The organism is Burkholderia sp. Ac-20353, assembly GCF_017104785.1.
Lineage (GTDB): Bacteria > Pseudomonadota > Gammaproteobacteria > Burkholderiales > Burkholderiaceae > Burkholderia.
On record NZ_JAAGPL010000409.1, the window covers coordinates 1 to 2,801 of the forward strand.

Genomic DNA, 2,801 nt, shown 5'->3' on the forward strand with positions numbered 1-2,801 from the left:
TGCGCAAGGACGGGCTGACGTCGTGGTGGCAGCTGCGCGCGCGCCGGCTGCAGAAGGCGATCCAGGCCGCGCTCGACCATTTCCGCGCGGGCGCGCTCGGCCGCATCGAGGCGACCACGCTGTCGCGTCCCGGCGGCGCGCTGCCGCTCAACGTGCTGCTGCGGCCGCTCGCACCCTATCGCGGCGCCGAGGACCGGCGGCACCGGCCGGCGATCGCGGTGTTCGTCCGCGATCCGGCGTCGTCGCCGCAGACGTCGCGCGACATGCTGCACAAGCTGTTCCGCCTCACGCCGATGGAGACCGAGATCGCCCTGCTGCTCGTCGACGGCCTCACGCTCGACGAGGCCGCCGCGGCCACCGGCATCACGAAGAACACCGCGCGCGCGCACCTGCGCGGGATCTTCGCGAAGACGGGCGCGACGCGCCAGGCGGTGCTGGTCAAGACGCTGCTCAACAGCGTCGTGTCGATGGCGTGACGCGGGCGACGGGCGGGTCGGCGGCTCGTCACGCCGTGCGACGGGCGAACCGGGACGATCGATCGCAAGGCTGACGCTGAGTCGTCATACGTCATTAGACATTTATTCACTCAAACCCAGCCCATCACCGAGCGTAGACCTCGGAAAAATCGCGTACTCCCGGGTAAACCCGTGACGTCACGGCGGATCGCAGCGCGTAACATGTCATACGACGACATACTACCTGATCGCAAAACACCGGCACCCGAACCGCCCGCCGCATCCCGACCGGAGACACCGTTGAACACGCCCTCACCCGCCCTGGCCGGCCGCGACCCGCTCGCGTCCGCCGTCTCGAAAGTGAAATGGCACGTGCTGCCGCTCGTGCTGATCATGTTCATCGCGAACTACATCGACCGCGTGAACGTCGGCTTCGTCGACCGCCATCTCGAGGCGTCGATCGGCATCGGCGCGGCCGCCTACGGGCTCGGCGCGGGGCTGTTCTTCGTCGGCTACGCGCTGTTCGAAGTGCCGTCGAACCTGCTGATGCAGCGCTACGGCGCACGCATCTGGCTCGCGCGCATCATGGCGACGTGGGGTATCGTCGCGGCCGCGATGGCGTTCGTGTGGAACGATACGTCGTTCTACGTGCTGCGCTTCCTGCTCGGCGCTGCCGAGGCCGGCTTCTTCCCCGGCGTCGTGTTGTACCTGACGCAATGGCTGCCGCCGCAGGAGCGTGGCAAGGCGATGGCGATCTTTCTCGGCGGCTCGGCGTTCGCGTCGGTTCTGTCGGGGCCCGTCACGGGCGCGCTGCTGTCGATCCATGGCTTCGGCCTGCAGGGCTGGCAATGGATGTTCGTGATCGAGGGGCTGTTCTCGGTCGCGCTGTGCGGTGCGAGCTGGCTGCTGCTGAAGTCGCACATCCGCGACGCGACGTGGCTCACGCCGGACGAGCGCGCGGCGCTCGAAGGCGCGCTCGACGACGAACGCGCGACGCGCGACGTGCGCTCGCGCGTGCATTTGCCGGCGCTCGCGCTGCTGAAGGATCCGCAGATCGCGCTGTTCTGCTTCCTCTACTTCTCGATCCAGCTCACGATCTACGCGGCGACTTTCTGGCTGCCGACGATCATCCGCAAGATGGGCGGCCTCACCGACTTCCAGGTCGGGCTCTACAACACGATCCCGTGGATGATCGCGATCGGCGCGATGTACGGCTTCGCGGTGCTGTCCGCGCGATGGAAGCACCCGCAGCGCTGGCTCGCGTTCGCGCTGGTGCTCGCCGCGTGCGGACTGTTCGCGTCGACGTCGCGCGATCCGGTCTGGTCGTTCGCGTCGATCTGCTTCGCCGCGCTCGGCTTCAAGGCCGCGTCGTCGCTGTTCTGGCCGATCCCGCAGGGCTATCTCGACACGCGCGTCGCGGCGGCGGGAATCGCGCTGATCAACTCGATCGGCAACCTCGGCGGCTTCGTCGCGCCAACGGCATTCGGCTATCTGAAGCAACATACGGGTTCGATCACGGGCGGCCTGTACGCGCTCGCGATCGCGTCCCTCGTCGCCGCAGTCGCCGCGCTGTTCGCCCGCACGCACCGGCGCAGCGATCCGCCGCGCGGCCTGCCGGCCGACGAGTCCTTCTCGCGTGCCCCGATGCTCCGTCATGCCGAACACTGATCGCTTCACCGTCATCGTGTCGAACGCCGTCGACGGCACGCTCGCGACCTATGCGCTCGACGCCGCTGGCGCGCTCGCGCCGCTCGGCGTTTATCCCGCTGGCGATGTCGTGATGCCGCTCGCACGCACGGCCGACCGCACGCGGCTCTATGCGGCGACGCGCGGCGAGCGCCCCGCGATCGTCACGTTCGACATCGATCCGGGCACCGGCGCGCTCGCGCACGTCGCGTGCGCCGCGATCGACGCGAGCCTCGCTTACCTGACGCTCGCCGGCGACGGCCGCTGGCTTCTCGGCGCGTCGTATGGCGGCCATTCGCTGAGCGTCTACGATGCCGCACGCGTGCGCGCCGGCGACGGCTTGCCGCTGCAGGTGATCAGCGGCATTCCCAATGCGCATGCGGTGATCGTGTCGCCGGACGACCGTTTCGCGTATGTCAGCTCGCTCGGCTCCGATCGCATCTTCGGCTTCGAACTCGTCAACGACATGCGCGGCATCCGCGCAATCGAGCATGGCGAAGCGCGCGTCGAGCGCGGCTTCGGGCCGCGCCACCTGCGGCTGTCGCGCGACGGTCGCACGCTCGTCGCGGTCAGCGAGTTCGAGGCAACGCTCGCGGTGTTCGATCGCGATCCCGACAGCGGCCGGCTCGGCGACGCGCGCGTCACCGCGCGCCCCGCGGC

The 2,801-nt window shown here is 69.2% G+C and carries 3 protein-coding genes; all 3 read left to right on the plus strand.

From position 1 onward, the window contains the following. Positions 1–476 (plus strand): helix-turn-helix transcriptional regulator (locus G3N94_RS40740; RefSeq protein WP_205799825.1); only part of this gene is annotated, 476 nt, incomplete at its 5' end. A gap of 279 nt (positions 477–755) precedes the next feature. Beyond that, positions 756–2,123: an MFS transporter gene (locus G3N94_RS40745; protein ID WP_205799826.1), complete on the plus strand. Its 1,368-nt coding sequence runs from the start codon at positions 756–758 to the stop codon at positions 2,121–2,123. Continuing rightward, positions 2,110–2,801: beta-propeller fold lactonase family protein (locus G3N94_RS40750; RefSeq protein ID WP_205799827.1), on the plus strand; the 692-nt coding region annotated here is incomplete at its 3' end. The genes G3N94_RS40745 and G3N94_RS40750, both read left to right, overlap by 14 nt.